Origin of the sequence: Streptomyces sp. DT190, from assembly GCF_049846985.1 — a bacterium.
Classification (GTDB): domain Bacteria; phylum Actinomycetota; class Actinomycetes; order Streptomycetales; family Streptomycetaceae; genus Streptomyces.
In genome coordinates this window covers 108275-125166 of sequence record NZ_JBNCNM010000002.1, presented here as the reverse complement: position 1 = coordinate 125166, position 16892 = coordinate 108275, and the positions used below count along the sequence as shown (strand labels likewise).

Here is a 16892-nt window from a genome sequence, read left to right as displayed (position 1 = left end):
TGTCAACCAAACGGTTGGTTACCTGGCGCGCTACCCTCTCCCCATGGCAGCAAGGGACCCCGAGGCCACCAAGGCCCGGATCTTCGAGGCGGCGGTCGCCGAGTTCGCCCGGCACGGCATCGCCGGTGCCCGCATCGACCGCATCGCCGCCGAGGCGAAGGCCAACAAGCAGCTCATCTACGCCTACTTCGGCAACAAGGCGGAGCTGTTCGCCATCGTCCTGGAGCGGAAGATGCTCCACCTCGCCGAGGCCGTCCCCGTCGATCCGGACGACCTGGAGGGCTGGATCGACCGCCTGATGGACTACCACGCGGCCCATCCCGAGCTGCTGCGCCTGCTCTTCTGGGAGGGCCTGGAGTACGGCAGCACCGAACTGCCCCACGAGTCCGACCGCCAGGAGCACTACCGCCGCAAGGTCGCCGCCCTCCGGGACGGCCAGGACCGGGGCGTGGTCACCGACGCCATCCCGGCGGCCGACCTGCTCTTCCTGCTGACCGCCCTCGCCAACTGGACCGCCGTCGTCCCGCAGATGCGGCGCATCCTGGTCGGCGACGAGGACACCGACCGGGACCGCCTGCGCGCCTCGGTCAAGGAGGCCGCCCGCAGGCTCTCGGCCCGCTAGTTGGTGCCGATCCGGCTGAGCAGTTCGACGATCCGGGTCTGCACCTCGCCGCTGGTGGACCGCTCGGCCAGGAACAGCACCGTCTCTCCCGACGCCAGCCGCGGCAGGTCCGCCTGGTCGACGGCGGCGGTGTAGACGACGAGCGGGGTGCGGTTCAGCTGCCCGTTCGCCCGCAGCCAGTCGATGATCCCGGCGAACCCGGCCTGCCGCCGGTGCACCTGCAGCAGGTCCATCACGACCAGGTTCGGCCGGAACTGCCCCGCCAGCGCCACCGCGTCCGCGTCGCTCGCGGCCCGCGCGACCTGCATCCCGCGCCGCTCCAGCGTCGCCGTCAGCGCCAGCGCGATCTCCGCGTGCTCCTCGACGAGCAGGACGCGCGGCGGGTGCTGCTCGCTGTCCCGGGGCGCCAGCGCCTTCAGCAGCACCGCCGGATCGGCGCCGTACGCCGCGTCCCGCGAGGCCTGCCCGAGACCGGCCGTGACCAGCACCGGCACCTCGGCGGCCACGGCGGCCTGCCGCAGCGACTGCAGTGCCGTCCGGGTGATCGGCCCGGTCAGCGGGTCGACGAACAGCGCGGCGGGGAAGGCCGCGATCTGCGCGTCGACCTCCTCGCGCGAGTGCACGACGACCGGACGGTAGCCGCGGTCGCTCAGCGCCTGCTGCGTGCTGACGTCCGGCGCCGGCCACACCAGCAGCCGCCGCGGGTTGTCCAGCGGCTCCGGCGGCAACTCGTCGTCCATCGGCTGCTGCCGCGGCGGATCGGCCACCTCGACGGCACCGCCCGGCCCGTCCAGTGGCTCGGGACCCTCGGCGGCGTTCTCGTCCGGGGCGCCTATGGCGTACGAGCGCCCGCCGCGCTCGGCCGGTGGCGCGAGCCGGGACTGGCCGGCGAGCGACGGCTGCGCCGGAAGGGGCGCGGAGGCCTGGGCGGGCACCTGCGCCGGGGCGGGCGTGGGCTCGGCAGTTCGCTGCGGCCGCTGGGCGGCCTCGGGGCGGGGCGCCGGCTCGGGACGCGCCGGCTGTTCCGTGCGCGCGGCCGGGTCGGGCGGTGTGCCGAGCTTGCGGCGCCGGCCCGATCCGCCTGGCTGGTGCGGGGGAGGCGTCGCCGACGGCTGCTGGACCTGGGCCGCCTGCCGGTTGAAGGGCACGCCCTGACCCAGCGTCCGCACGCTGATCGCCCGCCCCTGCGTGGAGTGGGGATCGGTGGGCGCCGCGGCCTCTGCGGGCAACGGCTGCGCCGCCCGCGGCGCGCCCTCCGGAGGCAGCGGGGTGCCCGGGGCCGGGGTGCCGTGCTGCGGGGCGGCCTGGGGCGCCCGCGCCGCCGCGCCGTTCGGCGGTACGGCGTGCCCGGCACCGTTCGCCGCGTCGACACCGGCTCCCGAGGTGTCGTCGGCGGCGGGCCAGGACTGCGGCGCGGGCGTGCCCTGCGCCGGGGTCGCGGGCACCGGGTGCCCGGGCGCGGCCTCGGCGGGCAACGGCTGTGCGACGGGGACCTGCTGCTCCGGCGCGACACCGCCCGGCTGCGGCAGCGGCTGCGCGCCCTGCGCCGGCGGCAGCTGCCCCGGAAGAGCGGCCTGCACACTCTCCCCGAGCCCACCGGCAGCGGGCACGGACACGACCTGCGGGTGCACCCCGACGCCCTGCGGGGGCACGGCGACACCGTGGGGCGGTACGGCGGCACCTTGCGGAGGTGCGGAGATGCCGTGGGGCGGTACGGCGGCACCTTGCGGGGGGACGGCGACGCCCTGCGGCGGTACACCGACGCCCTGCGGGGGTACGGCGGCACCTTGCGGAGGTGCGGAGATGCCGTGGGGCGGTACGGCGGCACCTTGCGGGGGCGCGGAGATGCCGTGGGGCGGTACGGCGGCACCTTGCGGGGGCGCGGAGATGCCGTGGGGCGGTACGCCGACGCCCTGCGGGGGTACGCCAACGCCCTGCGGGGGTACGGCGACGCCCTGCCCGGGCGCGGCGACGCCCTGCGGCGGTACCGCGACACCCTGCGGCGGTACGCCGACGCCCTGCGGGGGTACGGCGGCGCCCTGCCCAGGTGCGGCGGCCACGCCCTGCGCGGACGCGGAGAGGCCCTGGGGCGGTACCGCTCCCTGGGGCGGAACGGCCGCGTGCTGCTGCGGCGGGACCGCGGTGCCCTGCGGCTGAGGGACGGGGGCCTGAGGGACGTCGGCCCGGGGGACGGCGCCCTGCGGCGGCACGGCCGTACCCGGCGCCACCTGACCGGCGGCCACCCCGACCTGCCCGGGCACGCCCTGCCCCGGGACGGCCTGCCCCGGAGGCACCTGGCCGGCGGCGTTCTGCTGGGCGACGGCCGCCTGTCCGGGCCCGGCGGGCAGGGCACCCGGCACGGCACCCACCGCGGCGGGCCCCACCGGCTGCGCGCCCTGCGCCCCCGGCACAGACCCTGTCGCGCCCGGCGCCTGGGCCCCGGTCGCGCCCTCGGCCGGCTGCGGTGCGACGGCACGCCGTCGGCGCCCGGTGGGCGCGCTCGTGGGATGCGGCTGCGGAGGGGTGTGATCGGCGGTCTGGTCGTGGGGCACGGCGTCATGCCGCCCCTCCTCGGCGCCGCCGTCCCCGGCGGCCACCGGTCCGCCCCCACCCGCGGCGCCGGTCGCCCCGGGGGCACCGGCCGCGCCGGGCGGAACCGTCTCGGCCCCCTGCCCGGCCGAAGCCGTCTGGTCGGCCTCGGCGGGCGGCAGCGCGAACACCGGACGCGGCCCCGCCGCCTGCTGCGCCGCGGCCGCCGCCCTCTCGTTCGCCGCGGCCAGTGCCCGCCGCCGGCGCCCGGTCGGCTGCTGAGCCTGCCCCTGGTCTTGTTCCTGTCCCGGTCCCGGTCCCTGCGCCGCGTCGCCCGGACCGTCGGAGGACTCGCCGGACGACAGCGCGGGCAGGGCCGGCGGCAACGCGTGCTGCTCACCCGGCTCCTGCCGGGCCCGCCGCCCGGACGGCGGCGCGGGCACGCCCTGCGGCGGCACGGTCCCGCCCAGCCCGGTCCCCGAGGCCGCGGTACCGGCCGCGTGCTCGGCCGCCGTGACGACGGCCCCCTCGGCGACGCCCTGGACGGCACTTCCGACGCCCCCGGCCGGAACCCCGGCGGCGGCAGCCGCGGCGGCGTCCTCGGCCGCCCGGCCGCGCCGCCGCCCGGTGCCGCCCGACACGGGGCCCTCACCGGAGGCCTGCGCGGGAAGCGCGGCCGGCTGTCCGGCGGCCCGCCGCCGGCGCCGCCCGGTCGGCACGGCCGCCTCGGCGCCACCGGCGCCACCGGCACCGCCGGGAGCGCCGGGAGCGCCGCCACTCGCGGCGCCAGGGGCCTCACCGGCCTCGTCACCCTCAGCGGCCGGGACGTCGGCGTCGAGGAACGCGTCGGTCGAACCGCGCCGGGCCCGGCGCCGCCCGCCGCCGGAGGTCTGCTCCTCCGGGGCGTCGGCTGCGGCCTCGTCCGCCGGCTGCGCGGGGACCGCCCCGGCGCCGCCCCCGAGCGGCACCTCCAGGACGTACGCGCTCCCGCTCATCCCCGGCACCTCGTGCGTCTGCAGCACGCCGCCGTGGGCCCGGACGATGCCCCGCACGATGGGCTCGTGGACGCTGTCGCCACCGGCGTACGGCCCACGCACCTCGATGCGGACGACCTCGCCGCGCTGCGCCGCCGCCACCACGACGGTGTTGTCCAGGTAACCGCCCGCCGACACGGGCGTGTTGCCCGTCGCGTCGACACCGGCCACGTCGGCGACGAGATGCGCCAGGGCGGTGGCGAGCAGCCGCGGATCGACCTCGGCCTCGATGGGCGGCGCGTGCACGGCGAACTGCACCCGCCCGGGCCCGATGAGCTCGACGGCCCCGTCGACACCCGCGGCGACGACCGCGTCCAGCATCACCTTGGTCCGGGCGACGTTCTCGCCGCCGGCGTCGAGCCGCTGGTAGCCGAGGACGTTGTCGATCAGCGTCGTGATGCGCGAGTAGCCGGCCGACAGGTGGTGCAGCACCTGGTTGGCCTCGGGCCACAGCTGCCCTGCGTCGTCGGCGGCGAGCGCGGCCAGCTCGCGGCGCAGCTCCTCCAGCGGCCCGCGCAGGGAGCGCCCGAGCAGGGTCAGCAGCTGCTCGTGCCGGGCGGCGAGCGCCTCGAACCGGTCCTTCTCCCGCTCCCCGAGGGCGGCGTACCGCTCCTCGTTCGCGGCGAGTTCCTCGGAGTGCCGCTCGCGCAGCTCCTCCACCTCGGTGACGTGCTGCTGGCGCAGGGCGGTCAGCTCGGAGGCGTGCTCCTCGGCGATCCGCTCCAGCTCCTCGGCGTGCCGCTTCTCGGCCGCCTCCTTCTCCTCGACGACGGCGTCGTAGGGCCGCCGGTCGGTGAAGGTCATGACGGCGCCGACGAGCTGGTCGCCGTCGCGCACGGGCGCGGTCGTCAGGTCGACCGGCACCTTCCCGCCGTTCTTGGCGTACAGCACCTGCCCGCGCACCCGGTGCTTGCGCCCGGAGCGCAGGGTGTCGGCCAGGGGCGACTCGTCGTAGGGGAAGGGGGAACCGTCGGCGCGTGAGTGCAGGACGAGCGTGTGCAGCTCGCGCCCGCCGAGGTCGCTGGCCCGGTAGCCCAGTATCTGGGCGGCGGCCGGGTTGACCAGGACGATCCGCCCGTCGGTGTCGGTCCCGACGACGCCCTCGGACGCGGCCCGCAGGATCATCTCGGTCTGCCGCTGCGAGCGCGCCAGCTCGGCCTCGGTGTCGACGGTCCCGGACAGATCGCGGACGACGAGCATGAGCAGTTCGTCGCCGGTGTAGCCGTAACCGTCGTAGGCCTGCTGCCCGTTCTCCAGGTTCGCACTGGTGACCTCGACGGGGAACTCGGTCCCGTCGGTCCTGCGCGCGACCATCCGGGTCGGCTTGGTCCGGGCCCGCGGGTCGAGGTGCTCGGGCCGCCGCATGGAGCCCGGGATGAGCTTGGAGTCGAACTGCGGCAGCAGATCCAGCAGCCCCCGCCCCACCAGGGCGGTGCCCGGGGTCTCGAAGGCCTCCAGGGCGATGGTGTTGGCGTTGACGACCGTCCCGTTGGCATTGACCAGCACCAACGCGTCCGGCAGGGCGTCCAGTATGGCTGCGAGGCGAGCAGCGCCTCGGGATGGCCTGCTGCTCACGAGACGCTTCCTCCCTGTTACCGCACCTTGCCGACCGCTCGGGCCATCTTGCCAACCGTCCCGCAGCGTGTCACGCGAGGGAGTCTAAGGGCTGGGGTTGCGCTCGCGACGCCGGATGAGAGGGAGGTCGCACGAGGACGTGACCCCGCACTGACGACCGAGTAGGCCCCAAACGCCCGCCCTCCTGCGACGACGTCGCGGGACCTTCGCGGGACCTTTACGACCGCGGCGTTTCTGTACCTTTCGGCCGAGAGGCCCGCAGCCGGCGGAATGAGGGCCGACTGTGGCGCAAACGGGCCCCGCGCCGGCCCTCCTTGCGTCCCGTGTCAGCCCCGGCCTTCGGCCTTCATGTCCGGCAGCAGCGGCACGAGCCGGTCCCAGCGGGCGATCCCGCAGCCGTCGCGGCGGTCGTAGCTCGCGTCGACGGGGCGTCCGGCCCAGGTGCCGGTGACGTGCGCGGTGGCCGGCCCGCCGTACTGCATGGTGCAGAAGCCGCCCTCGGGAGCGGGCGCGAAGAGGTCCTGCCCCCAGCGCGTGTCCCGCTCCAGCGCGGCGCAGGCTCCGCGCGGGTCGGGGTGGCTGCCGCCGTCGGGGCCGCAGTACAGCTCGTAGGTGCCGTCGGCGGTGCCACCGGCGTTGCGCACGGTGACGGTGAGGTGGTCGCGGTCCGGACCGCCGCCGGCCCGGGCGGGCGAGGCCGGGCCGGTCGCTTCGGCCTGGGCGTACGCGGTGGAGGGGGCGGCAGCCAGCGACCCGACGGCGGCGACGGAGGCGGCGCCGACGAGGAGGCGCCGCAGGGCGGGGCGGGCGGTGGCCCGGGGAGTGGCACGCAACATGCCCTGACTAACGCGGCACGCCCCCGGACGTTGCGCGCGCCCCCGCGCACGCCCTCCCTCCGGCCCTCCCTTGACCACGGGCCGCGGACCGGACAAGGCCTTTGCCCCGCGCCCTTCCCGCCTAGTACCGTGGGGGTCGATTGGTGACACCCCGCTCGACTGTGTCATCATCGGCACGCACCGATCCGCGCTCGCGCGGGTGGATGTGTGGAGGCGTCGCCTAGTCCGGTCTATGGCGCCGCACTGCTAATGCGGTTTGGGCCTTAAAGCCCATCGAGGGTTCAAATCCCTCCGCCTCCGCCGTGATCACGAAGCCCCGGTCCAGCGACCGGGGCTTCGCTGTTGCCGGGGGACCGCACCTACCCCACCCGAACGGTGTTTTCGCAGGTCACAAGGGGTATGGCTAACGGATTTCACATGGCGGCGGCAGTCATGTAATGTTCTTCCTGTCGCCGCGAGCGAGCCGGAAGGCCCGAGAGCGGCGATAAAACAGAACAAGCACTCGTAGCTTAACGGATAGAGCATCTGACTACGGATCAGAAGGTTGCAGGTTCGAATCCTGCCGAGTGCACACAGGTCAAAGGCCCCGGAGAGATCCGGGGCCTTCGGCGTTTCTGAGGCGTACAGCAGCGAAGTACAGCAACGGCCGATGATCAGCCGCTCTCCGCACCGCCCATCGCAGCGGACAGCTTGCCGAGCGCGGCCCGCACCTCCTCCTCACTCGCCTCCGCGTAGACCTCCATCGTCATGGCGATCTGCGAGTGCCGGAGGATGCGCTGCGCCACCTTGGGGTGCACCTTGAGGGCCACCATGAGCGAACTGCACGTGTGCCGGGTGTTCCTGAGCGGGATCACCCGGAGCCCGGCCCGCCGGGCGCGCAGGGCGAACATGCGAGTGAGATTCCCCGGCTCGATGGGCGTCCCGTACTTCGTCGTGAAGACCAGGCCGCGGGTGTCCTGCCAGAGATCACCGACCGCCTTCCGGTCCCCAATCTGCTGGGCCCGGCGCATCCGCAGGGCCTTCAGACAGAACTCGGGCAGAGGAAGGAAGTCATCCGACTCCTCGGTCTTCGTCTCACGGTGGAGGATCTGGCGACCCGCCCGCTGGATCTGGTGATCGACGTACAGTTCGCCCGTCTCGAAGTCGATCGACTTCCACGTGAGCCCGAGGACTTCGCCCCGGCGGAGACCGAGGCAAAGCACCAGGACCCAGGCGGCGAAGAGCGGATCTTCGCGAGTCAGCCCGTCGTCGAGGAAACGGCTGGCCTCGACCACGGACCAGGGCTTGATCCGATGCCTACGAGGCTTGGGGACCTTGACCAGAGAAGCCACGTTCTTGCTGATCTCCTCTTCGGCCACGGCATGGGTGAGAGCGGCCCGAAGGGCATCACGTGCCGCCTGGATCACCCGGCGGGACGGGTACGCCTCACAGCATTCGCCGACAGCGCAGCACCGACGCCGAGCCAGGGCCCGCTTCGTGTCCTTGCCCTGCGCGCAGCACTGGCAGATCCCTGCGAGTTTGGTCAGCCACTCGCGCACGTCCCGGACGGTCAGCTTGTCGAGCCGCTTCGCTCCCAGATGCGGGACGATATAGAGCCGTACTGACCCCTCGTACGAGACGTACGACAGCGGAGCGAGGTTCGGTTTGACGATTGACTCCAGCCAGTAGGAGAGGAACGCTTCCACCGTGCGGTGCCGAGTCCGTACAGGCCCCTTGCTCGCTTCACCGTGCAGCTTGATCCACTTCTCGTGGGTCTCCTCGCGGGTCTTGCCGTAGACGTACTTCCGCTTCCGGTTGCCGTCCGGGGTGGTCACCCAGACGTACGCAGCGAAGCCGCTCTTGTACGGGTAGATGGACCCTTCACCGTTGGCCCGCTTGCCGCTCATGCCGCCCGCCCCTCGGCGTCGGTGGCGCAGCGGTTCACGTACTCGTCGACCCAGGCCGGGAGGATGCGCCGGTTGCGGCCGATCTTCACGGAACGGATCTCGCCGCTCAGCACGAGCGCTTTGGTCTTGGACAGGCCGAAGCCGAGCATCTCGGCGACCTCGGCCGTCGTGTGCCACTTCCGCTGAATCGTCACCGTGGTCACTTCGCGGGTCCTCCTTCGGTTTCGGGGTCGAGTCGGTGAGAGGCGGCCAGCCACGTTTCCGCGGTGGTCAGGCCGGTGCCGGCGAACCGCCAGTGAGACAGCACGAGCACGGTGTCCGGGGCGGGCAGTGGGCGGATGGCTTCGGCCGCGCGTTCACGGGCCAGGGCTTCGTTGTGGTCGGCGCGTGCCTGGCGGAGGGCGCCGAGGGTGACGGAGTAGGCGCGGGACTTGGTGGAGAAGTGGCCGCGGAAGCCGAGCATGTGAGCCCACTTGCGCAGGCGTAGGTCTTCGAGTTCCGGGAGCGCGCCGAGGTGCCAGCAGGTGAGGATCATGCGCCGGGCGTGGTCGGTGACGCCGGAGCCGATCAGGTCGGTGATCGGGTTCCGGATGGGGCGGTCGAGGGTGCCCGCGGTTTCGGCGCCCTTGGTGGCGTACTTGGCGATGTAGGCGGCCACGGCGCGGCTGGACAGTTCCGAGGTGGCCGCGAAGTCGGCCGAGCGGATGGGGCGGATGTCGAGCTGGTCGCCGAAGCGGAATGCGTACGCGTGGCCGTCGAGGACGGGGCCGGGTGTCTCGGCGAGGCGGGCCGCCGATCGGATCGCGTCGGTGAGCAGTCCGGTGGTGGCCCAAGTCGGTGGGGCGTCCTCGGCGCCGTCCGGGCCGTCGAGGCGGATGACGGCGTGGAAGTGGACGGCGCCGCGCCGCTGGTATTCGGCGACCTTGGCGTAGGAGACCTTGATGCAGTCGCGCAGCGCCGAGCGGCTGATGCCCGCGTGTGAGGCGAGGTGCTGGCGCAGGTAGGTGGTGAAGCGGGCCCACAGTGCCCCGGCGTGTGCGTTCCACAGGACGGCCGCGCGGTAGTCGTAGCGGTCCGGGTCGAGGGGTGTGCCGAGGGCGGGGTCGTCGTCGGGGTGGTGGCGTCCGCAGCGGCACCGGCCGCCGCCGGGGCGGTTGTGGACGGGGCCGAAGGACGGGGCGGTGAAGGTGGCGAAGACCCGGGGGTGTTGGGCGACGGCCGGGCCGATGCCCTTGCCGCCGCTCAGGCCGGCGGTGACCAGGTGGAAGGTGTCTTTGCGGTAGATCTCGGCGCAGGCGGCACACCGGGTGGCACGGCGGTTGTTGCAGCGGATGAGGAGCTGTCCGGCCGGAAGGTCGCGGTCGGCGATCTCGCAGACGATCTCCCCGGTTGCGGCGTGGACGTCGAGCCGGTGGCCTTCCATGCGTACGGGCTGCTCGCAGCCGCCGAGACGCTGGATCTGGTGTGCGTAGGCGCTGAGGTCGCCGTGCTGGGCGAGTGCGGCCAGCTGGCGGATGGCTGCGGTCGGAGCCGCAGGGCGCATGTGCGGGTTCCTCCTTGGAAGAGACGGATGGGCGGTGCCAGCGCCCGGCCTGTCGAGGGGGCTAGACAACGTGGGCAGGTCGGGCGGGCAGAGGCGTGAGGTCAGCGGCGGGTGAGGATCGAGCGGATGACGACGGCGCACACGGCCACGGACGTGGCGCTGATGGCGATGGCGAGGAGCATGGAGACCAGGACGGTGCCGACGACCAGGACCGCGGCGGTGCCGCCGCCGACGAGGGCGAGCGCGCTTCCGGGCGTGAAGCGGGCTGCTGGGCGGGGTGAACCCGGAGCGACGGGGGCCGGGGACGGAGCCGGGGCACCCGGCGTGGTGGTGGTCGGCTCGACGACGGCGGGCGGGGCGGCCGGGCCGGTGGGCTGCGGCATGGTCGGGACTTTCGGTCGGAACATGAACGATCCCCTTTCGCGGGTCACTTGAGGAAGCTGTCGATGACGGGAGCAAGCAGGCTGTCGGCGAGCAGGTATCCGCCGACGAGCAGCACGGCGATGAGCCACACGGGCGGACGGATGAGCTTGACGCCGAGGACCCCGACGACGAGCAGGGCGAGCCAGAGCGGAACGTCCATTTCTGTAGGTCTCCTGTTCAGGCCGGGCAGCGGTGGAGGCGGGCGGCGAGTTCGGCGGCGGCGCGGCTGTCGTACTCGGCGGAGAAGTCGCAGCGGGGCGCGGTGCAGGCGGCCAGGTGGCGGTTGCGCCCGCGGTCGACGAACGAGGCGACGTTCACGGGGCCGATGCGACGAACGTTGCGGAAACGCCGGTTCATGGCGGTGCTCCTCTCAGAGGTGTGCAGCGACGGACGGAGTCATGGACGGGGGCAGGCCGAGCCGGACGCGTACGGCGTCGGGGTCGGCGGGGCGGCCCGTGGTCGAGCGGTGTTCCTCAGCCAGCGCCCGCGCCCGGTCGACGAGGGCGGGCGGCAGAGTGACCGTGGAAGGGGGCACCGGGGCCGGAGCGGCGGCCGGTTCGGTGGTGGGCTCCGGGGCCGGTTCGGGCTCGTCGGAGGGGGCGGGCTGCGCGTCTCGGTCGGCCCGGTCGACGGCACCCGCAGCCGGACGCGGAGTCGGGTCGGCGTCCGTCGCCGGGGAGGCCGGGACCACCGGGGCTTCCGGGACGGCAGGAGCGTGGGCTAGGAGCGTGCCGCCGAAGAAGGCGACGGCGGGCCAGCCCGCGACCGTCACGCGTAGCCAGGCCGGTACGTGGTCCAGGTCGAGGAGCCCGGCCGTGGCGACGTTGGCGCCGAGCGATGCGGCCAGGGCTACCAGGAACCACAGCCGCGGGCCACCGGCCGCCACTCCCGCTCGCTGCTGCTGACGCATCCGGCGCCAAGCCGCGACCAAGAGCAGGTCGACACTCACCGGGTAGGCCCAGGCCTTCCAGCCGTCCTGTCCGGCCGCCGCAGCGAGGTCGTGCAGGTGGGAGAAGGACAGGGCACCGGCGATGACGGCCTGAACGATCACAGCGTCCACGCGGGCCAGTTGGGCACGCATCGGCTCGGCCTCCTTCCGGTTTCGGGCATGAGAGGGGTAGGGACATGGCGCGAGGCGGTCACGCCGACCGTGGGAGTGGGAGTGCGGTTACTCGGTCACCGGGCGGGCGGTGGGCACCGCAGGAGCGGCAGAGGAAGGCCCGGCGGGCTTGGCGGCGACGAGGGGCCGGAAGGCGTCAATGCGGGGCAGGTCCGGGACCAGGCCCGCGGTGTCGCGGCAAACGGCCGCAGCGTCGTCGAGGGTGAGGTGGGGCGAGCGGACGCGGGACCAGCCACCGGAGGAGTCGCCGACGACCGCGACGCCGGGACGTTCGGCCGGGATGGAGGTTGCGGCCAGTGCCGCTTCCTGCGCGATGTCGCCGAGCGCCATGGTGGCGGAGGTCTCGTCGTTGACGCGGTGGCAGACGCGGCCGGTGAGCTGGGCGCGGAGCATGGTGGCTCCCTTGCCGAGCTCGGCGCCGAAGCGCTGCCCGCAGACCTCCAGGTAGATGCCGGCCGCGCGGCCGAGCTGGGCGAGCCGGATGAGCTTGGTGACCATGGCGTCCCGTCGCTTCTCGTCGTCCTTGCTCGCGGCGAGGAAGAGTTCGGCGACCTCGTCGACGACGACCACGACCGGCACCGGTCGTACCTTCTCCGGCAGGCCCCAGACATCGGAAGTCAGCCCGGCATCCGAACCGGCCCCGCCCCGCACACCGATGAGGCGGAACCGCGCCTCCATCTCGTCCACCAAGGCATTCAGCAGTTCGTTCGCACGGTCCGGCGTGTCGGCGAGTGCCGACAACCGCGGTGCGAACGGGGCCAGTTCGACGCCCCACTTGCAGTCGATACCGACAAGCGCGACGGGTTGCCGGGCCAGCCCGCACAGCAGGTTGCGCAGGTACACGGACTTGCCGGACTGCGTGGCGCCGAGGATCAGTTCGTGCGGCACGGTACGGAAGTCTCGGACGTGCCAGTGCCCGTCTTCCCGCAGCGCCAGCGGCAGCGAAAGCGGTTCGGTGCGCAGCCGCCGCCGAGGGGGCCGTACGTCGGTGAGGACGTCCCAGCCGACCAACCGCAGCTCCAACCGCCCCGGCCGGGTGGGACGGACGTGCACGGCGTGCGCGCCCCAGGCGTGCCGCAGCCGGTCGGCCGAGGCGGTGAAGTCCTCGGGTGACTGCCCGGCCGCCATGCGCAGGCGCATCACGAGCCCGGAGCCGGTCGGCAACGGGAACGACCGGCGAGGCGGCACGGGAGCAGCCTGCCGCCCCACCATCCGGGCGGTGGCCCGGCGCATGGCCGAAGCGGGCACCGTAAGGCCGCAGGCATCCATGGTGGCCCGGTACGAGGTGAGCACCCGCAGCGTGACGGCCGGATACCCAACCAGCCACCAGAACAGGACCGGCAGCCGACGACGCACAGCGACCAGGGCGGCCACCGCCACCAATCCCAGCATCAGGACCCACAGGGCATCGGTCATGACACTCAGCCCTGCGCCGTCGCCGGGGTGCCGACCATGACGGCGTCGGCCCGGTAGGCGATGCCGTGCCGGGCACGACCGCCGAACTCGCTCTCCCAGGGCCGGGCCACCAGTCCGGACAGGAAGACCGGCGCGCCCATGGCCAGCCCTTCACCAACGCCCTTCTCGGGGACGGTGACCTTGATCATGTCGGAGCCGCCCTGCGCGATGAACACCAGCTCCAGGACCATGAGCCGGTCGTTGGTCACCGGATCTACGGCCACTTCACCGGTCTGCCGGTCCCTCACCTTGACCTCGGGCAGCTTGGTGACCAGCAGAGTTGCGGACGAGGTGTCCACGGGGATGAAACGCATTCTGTGAACCTCACTCAGGTCGGGCGCCCATCGCGGGCGCCGGATCGAACTGGATACCCCCCTAGACAGCAAGGGAGGCGACCCGCCCTAACTGTCTAGGGGGGTTGACGGAAACCGTAACCGACACCCCGTCAAACTGTCTAGGGGGGTATACGAGCGGGTCTCGAAGACCGCTGGGATGCGCTACGACATGACCCAGTGCAGCGCGGTCGCATCGTCGCGGGTCTTGCCTCGCGGCCAGCGCCGGCCGTTGGGGTCGTCAGTCTCGGCCGCACGTACGCGCCGGATCAGTTCATCCGGTCCCGACGAGTTGAGGAAACCCAAGACCTCTTTCCAGTCGGCGAGTTCGAAGCTGTCGACGAGTCGCGTAGCGCCATCGCTCAGCAGCGTCACGGAGGCCAGTGAATCCAGCGGCACCGTCCCCGTCAGGGCATGGTCGGCCGCTTGCGGGTCGGGTCCGGCGATCCAGAAGCCGCCCGGCCGGTTGCGGAGACCGGTCAGAGCGTCCCGGTATTCCGCGAGGGCGGTGGCGTGTTCGGGTGAACCGGTGGGCAGTGCGTCGAGCGGTCCGCGCAGCCGTTCGCCGACGTCATCCAAACGCTGGTCGGTGATTGCGGCCGTAGTCCCGTCCGTCTCGGCGAGGAGGAGGGTCGAGTCACCGAGGACGAGGTACTCCAGGGCTCCCGCCTCGACCCGGACAGCGACGACCGTGCTGGTCGGACTGGCCCGGTAAGCGAGGTCGCATGTGTCCTCGTGCAGGGAGCGGACAGTCCGGATCGAGTCGGCGAGACATTCGGCGAGCGGCCGGGCAGGCCGCGCCGCGATACCGGCCAGCAGCAGCCCGCCCAGCGTCGAGGAGAACCAGGCGATGCCGTGCACGCATCCGGTCTCCGCCCCGGCCACACCGGCACCGTCGAGGAGAACGGCCGCACCGGGACCGGCTGCGGCGAAGTCCTCGTTCTCCCGTCCCGGGTCGGCCGGCTGCGTGCCGAGGGCGACGTTCATGCCGTTGCCTCCTCGTCGTGCAGGTAGAGGGGGCAGAGCAGTTCGACGGATTGCGGCTCGTCGGTCTCGGGGTCGTAGTCGACGCTCACCAGCGTGGAGAAGTGCCGCTCGCCCACCTGTCCCCACAGCGAGTTGAGGTCCGACGCAAGCAGATGGACCACGCCGAGGGAGCCTGCCGTGTGGATTCCGGCGATGGCGAGGACCGAGCCGTTGCCGTCCGGTCGGGGCAGCCGGCCGAGGTATCCGACGTCGTGCGGGCGGCGCGGCTCGATGTCCGCCCCCGCGTGATACGTCGCACCGGTGCGCCGGTCGACCAGCGCCCACGGTTCGCCCTCCGGATGTTCCCAGCCGAGTACCGGGTCTTGGGCGTACAGATCCTTCATGGCCTCGGACATGCCCGGCCCGCAGACGACGATCAGGCCGTCGCGGTTCAGGTCAATCTCACCGCTCACCTGCACGTGACCGGAGCTGACGGCAAGCCCGTACGACTTGGCCAGCTCCTCCAGCCGCTTCCCGGAGTTCATGTCGGCCATGGCCACGACCGGACGCTTCTTCTCGCCGTCCCACCGCAGCGGAGTCACCACGGTGACGGCACCCACGCCCAGGAAGGCTCCCTCAGGCGCCGGGCCGGTGTGGCGGATCTGGTGAATCCGCCCACGGCTCAGACCGGCCTTCTCAGCGATCTGCGCATAAGACAGCCCCTGCGCGTGGAGGTCCTGGACCACACGGCGGCGGAGACGGGCAAGCTCAGTCACCTCCTGCTGCGCGTCGGCCAGCCTCTTGGTGACCTCGCGCAGGAGCAGATACGGATCATCGATGGCCGTGATCCGCTGCAGCTCGTCCGACATGACCGCACCTCCTAGAAGTAACCAGGAGTCTAGGGCCCTAGACGGAACGGGTGGGAGGCGCCGCCCTGTACGCACGCCGACCACGAAGAGCCGGGACCGCCGCCGAGGCACACCCCGAGGACTCACCCGCCACCGCCCGCGGGATGGCCACCCACCGCCCAAGGGCCAGGCGTGATCACACCCCCTCCCGGACCAGATCGGCCCACACAGCGCGCCCCTGGGGCCAGTTCTTCACTCCCCAGTCCTTGGCGCAGGACGCGATCAGCAGCAGCCCGCGCCCGCTCTCTTCCTGGCTGGTCACGTCGCACAGGTGCGGCACCCGATCGCCGCCCTCGTCGACCACCTCGATCCGTACGAGGTCATCACCGAAGCAGACGACTACGAGGAACCAGCCGCCGGGCGCACCGCTCCGGGAGTGCCGCACGGCATTGGTCGCCAGCTCGCTCACGACCAGGACGGCATCGTCGACGGGGCCGTGCCCGTCGAGCAGGGCAGCGACGAAGTGACGCGCCTGCGCCACCTCCTCGGCCACACCAGGAAAGGCACGACACCACTTGGACCGCATAGAAGACTCCTCACCATCGTCTAGGGGGCTAGACAGCCAGCGGCAGCGTATTCGCAAGCGGACCCGACAGGCCAGGCATACAGAGGAATTATTCCTCTAAGGGGTGAGGGTGTCTCCCAAGTCGCGGAACTCCTGCATCACCTGCAACAGCAGCTCCCGCACCTCGTCGCCGAAGACCGCAGCCCGCTCGAAGCGACCGAACGTCTCCTCGTACGAGGCCACCTCGAGAGAGTCGGCCGACACCCGCTCGGCACCGAACGTCTCGACCACGACCGCACGCCGGTCGCACAACGTGAACCCATGTCGAGGCAGGACCGGAACCGGCTGACGCCAAGGGACGACCCCGAGCCGCACCGTGCTCAGACTCTCGACAGCCAGCAACCGATCCAGCTGGGCCAGCATCAGCGCCGGCGTCCCCGGCCACGTACGGAGCACCGCTTCGGTCAGCACGAACACCGACTCGCGCCCAGGTTCGTACAGCACGCTCTGCCGCTCAACACGGGCAGCAACGGCCCGGCCCACCGACTCGGGCGTCGTGGCCGGCGCACTCTCGAAGACGTGCCGGGCGTACTCCGCGCTCTGGAGCATGGCCGGGAGAACGACGCACTGGAATGAACGCACCAGCCGAGCGGAACGAACCTCGTCATCAACGGCAACACCGGGCGAGGCCGTGCCGTCGTCCGGTCCACCGGAGTCCGCAGCCGCCTCTACCGCGGCCAGGAGGTCACGCACCTCCAGGGCAGTCGTCTCGTCGAGGCCGAGGGCGCGAGAGAGCCGGTCCAGCACATCGAGGCTCGGGACCATGCGCCCGTTCTCCACCTTGGACACAGTCGGCTGCCCCACCTGTGCCCGCTGCGCCAACACAGCACCTGTCAGACCTGCCTCTGCACGAAGCGCACGAAGACGCACCCCAAGCGCCCGCATCCGCTCTCGCCGTTCACTCCCCATGCCCAGGGTTCTACACCACGAGCCAGCAGTCACCGGGCACAAGAGCAGCATCAACGATCAGCAGAGTGTGCGTGATTCAAAGTCTCCCTACTGGTTCAAGGCCCGCGCACGGCGCGGGCGCGCGCCGCCTCTGCGGCGCGGCCTGCCTCCTGTCTTCGCCCCGGCTGGCCGCGCCCGGCGGCGCGCTGC

The 16892-nt window shown here is 72.7% G+C and carries 16 protein-coding genes and 2 tRNA genes; 3 read left to right on the top strand and 15 right to left on the bottom strand.

The window, feature by feature from the left end:
* The first annotated feature begins 43 nt into the window (after positions 1 to 43).
* Positions 44 to 622 carry a TetR family transcriptional regulator gene (locus tag ACPXCS_RS04020; protein ID WP_425944417.1) on the top strand — a complete coding sequence of 193 codons (579 nt, stop codon included), beginning with the start codon at positions 44 to 46 and terminating at the stop codon, positions 620 to 622.
* On the opposite strand, the gene ACPXCS_RS04015 is transcribed toward ACPXCS_RS04020, so the two are convergent.
* A complete protein-coding gene (locus ACPXCS_RS04015; protein ID WP_425944418.1) occupies positions 619 to 5760 on the bottom strand; it encodes a PAS domain-containing protein in 5142 nt (1713 codons plus the stop codon). The genes ACPXCS_RS04020 and ACPXCS_RS04015 overlap by 4 nt on opposite strands.
* 326 nt (positions 5761 to 6086) lie before the next feature.
* The gene (locus tag ACPXCS_RS04010; RefSeq protein WP_425944419.1) at positions 6087 to 6596 is read right to left on the bottom strand and encodes an SSI family serine proteinase inhibitor; all 510 of its coding nucleotides are present in this window, start codon (positions 6594 to 6596) and stop codon (positions 6087 to 6089) included.
* Between the two features lie 209 nt (positions 6597 to 6805).
* Here ACPXCS_RS04010 and ACPXCS_RS04005 point away from each other — a divergent pair.
* Both ACPXCS_RS04005 and ACPXCS_RS04000 read left to right on the top strand, forming a co-directional pair.
* Positions 6806 to 6896, top strand: a tRNA-Ser gene (locus ACPXCS_RS04005).
* A 198-nt stretch (positions 6897 to 7094) separates the two neighbouring features.
* A tRNA-Arg gene (locus tag ACPXCS_RS04000) sits at positions 7095 to 7167 on the top strand.
* Positions 7168 to 7249: 82 nt separating this feature from the next.
* Here ACPXCS_RS04000 and ACPXCS_RS03995 read toward each other — a convergent pair.
* From ACPXCS_RS03995 to ACPXCS_RS03935, 13 genes are all read right to left on the bottom strand, one after another.
* The gene (locus ACPXCS_RS03995) at positions 7250 to 8482 is read right to left on the bottom strand and encodes a site-specific integrase (RefSeq protein ID WP_425944420.1); all 1233 of its coding nucleotides are present in this window, start codon (positions 8480 to 8482) and stop codon (positions 7250 to 7252) included.
* The gene (locus ACPXCS_RS03990; protein WP_383342046.1) at positions 8479 to 8685 is read right to left on the bottom strand and encodes a helix-turn-helix domain-containing protein; all 207 of its coding nucleotides are present in this window, start codon (positions 8683 to 8685) and stop codon (positions 8479 to 8481) included. Before ACPXCS_RS03990 ends, ACPXCS_RS03995 begins: the two co-directional genes overlap by 4 nt.
* Positions 8682 to 10025 carry a replication initiator gene (locus tag ACPXCS_RS03985; protein ID WP_425944421.1) on the bottom strand — a complete coding sequence of 448 codons (1344 nt, stop codon included), beginning with the start codon at positions 10023 to 10025 and terminating at the stop codon, positions 8682 to 8684. The genes ACPXCS_RS03990 and ACPXCS_RS03985 overlap by 4 nt, the downstream gene beginning before the upstream one ends.
* A gap of 101 nt (positions 10026 to 10126) precedes the next feature.
* Positions 10127 to 10432: a SpdD-like protein gene (locus ACPXCS_RS03980; RefSeq protein ID WP_425944422.1), complete on the bottom strand. Its 306-nt coding sequence runs from the start codon at positions 10430 to 10432 to the stop codon at positions 10127 to 10129.
* 20 nt (positions 10433 to 10452) lie between these two features.
* Positions 10453 to 10608, bottom strand: coding sequence for a hypothetical protein (locus tag ACPXCS_RS03975; protein ID WP_279329954.1), 156 nt, complete (start codon positions 10606 to 10608; stop codon positions 10453 to 10455).
* 17 nt (positions 10609 to 10625) lie between these two features.
* Positions 10626 to 10805 carry a mobile element transfer protein gene (locus ACPXCS_RS03970; RefSeq protein WP_235074018.1) on the bottom strand — a complete coding sequence of 60 codons (180 nt, stop codon included), beginning with the start codon at positions 10803 to 10805 and terminating at the stop codon, positions 10626 to 10628.
* Between the two features lie 13 nt (positions 10806 to 10818).
* A complete protein-coding gene (locus ACPXCS_RS03965; protein WP_425944423.1) occupies positions 10819 to 11529 on the bottom strand; it encodes a DUF2637 domain-containing protein in 711 nt (236 codons plus the stop codon).
* An 87-nt stretch (positions 11530 to 11616) separates the two neighbouring features.
* Positions 11617 to 12984, bottom strand: a complete 1368-nt coding sequence (locus ACPXCS_RS03960) for an FtsK/SpoIIIE domain-containing protein (RefSeq protein WP_425944424.1) — start codon at positions 12982 to 12984, stop codon at positions 11617 to 11619.
* Between the two features lie 5 nt (positions 12985 to 12989).
* Positions 12990 to 13337, bottom strand: coding sequence for a hypothetical protein (locus ACPXCS_RS03955; RefSeq protein ID WP_279329951.1), 348 nt, complete (start codon positions 13335 to 13337; stop codon positions 12990 to 12992).
* A gap of 183 nt (positions 13338 to 13520) precedes the next feature.
* The gene (locus ACPXCS_RS03950) at positions 13521 to 14342 is read right to left on the bottom strand and encodes an integrase (RefSeq protein ID WP_425944425.1); all 822 of its coding nucleotides are present in this window, start codon (positions 14340 to 14342) and stop codon (positions 13521 to 13523) included.
* On the bottom strand, positions 14339 to 15190 hold the full coding sequence (locus ACPXCS_RS03945; RefSeq protein WP_425944426.1) for a sigma factor-like helix-turn-helix DNA-binding protein: 852 nt from the start codon (positions 15188 to 15190) through the stop codon (positions 14339 to 14341). The genes ACPXCS_RS03950 and ACPXCS_RS03945 overlap by 4 nt, the downstream gene beginning before the upstream one ends.
* Before the next feature lie 175 nt (positions 15191 to 15365).
* Positions 15366 to 15755, bottom strand: a complete 390-nt coding sequence (locus ACPXCS_RS03940) for an ATP-binding protein (RefSeq protein WP_425944427.1) — start codon at positions 15753 to 15755, stop codon at positions 15366 to 15368.
* 96 nt (positions 15756 to 15851) lie between these two features.
* Positions 15852 to 16703 carry a helix-turn-helix domain-containing protein gene (locus ACPXCS_RS03935; RefSeq protein ID WP_425944428.1) on the bottom strand — a complete coding sequence of 284 codons (852 nt, stop codon included), beginning with the start codon at positions 16701 to 16703 and terminating at the stop codon, positions 15852 to 15854.
* Positions 16704 to 16892 lie beyond the last annotated feature (189 nt).